This is a genomic window from Rahnella selenatireducens, from assembly GCF_046449555.1.
GTDB classification, from domain to species: Bacteria; Pseudomonadota; Gammaproteobacteria; order Enterobacterales; family Enterobacteriaceae; genus Rahnella; species Rahnella selenatireducens.
In genome coordinates this window covers 1-808 of record NZ_JBKEZJ010000048.1, presented here as the reverse complement: position 1 = coordinate 808, position 808 = coordinate 1, and the positions used below count along the sequence as shown (strand labels likewise).

General features: G+C 59.4%; 1 pseudogene. It reads right to left on the bottom strand.

What is annotated here, in order from left to right:
• Positions 1-808, bottom strand: a pseudogene (locus tag ACLBVC_RS24750) (RHS element protein); the annotation flags it as partial.

Here is an 808-nt window from a genome sequence, read left to right as displayed (position 1 = left end):
ACGTCGTAGCTGAATATCGTATCGACGCCGTTTTCGTTGACCAGCCGCGTCAGCCTGCCCGCGCTGTCGAATTCAGTCTGTCGGGTCAGCCCGCCTTCGTTCTGTGCGGTTGGATTACCGCGCTCATCATATTTTTGCGTGCTTTGGCTGCCGTCCGGTCGGATGATGGTGATGACGTCTCCGGCGGCGTTGTATTCCCAAACCGTTTTCCCGCCCGCGCTGTCCTCACGGGAAATTCGCCGCCCACGCGCATCGTACGCAAAGCGGGTTTTCATCCCTTCTTCGTGCAGGATTTCCAGCGGCTGTCCGTCGCGGTTATAGCGGTATGATGTTTTAAAACCGGAGCAGTCGGTAAAACTTTCCAGTAAACCCGCGGCGTTCCATGCCAGCGTCTGACGCCCGCCCGCCGCGTCTTCGGTGGCGCAAGGCAAAGCGCTGTTATCGTCTGCGTAATGATAGCGGCGGGTCTGGCGCAGGGCGTCGGTGTCGGTTATGAGGCGGCCAAACGCATCATATTCCTGGCTCACGCGGCGACCGTCGGGCGCGGTGCTGCAAACCAGTTGGCCCTCCTGGTTGTAGTAGAACTGGCTGCGTTTTTCACCGCCCGGATGCAAAATCGCGGTCAGCGTGCCGCTGGCCGGGTTGAGATGAAATTCGGTGGTGCGCCCGAGGACGTCAGTCTGGGATATCAGCTGGCCGCGATTATTAAAGACGCTTTGCGTAGAGCTGCCGTCGGCCTGTTCGAGTTTGACCACGCGGCGTAATCCCTTCTCGCCTTCAAAGTGATAGACGCGTAAGCGCCCGAGGT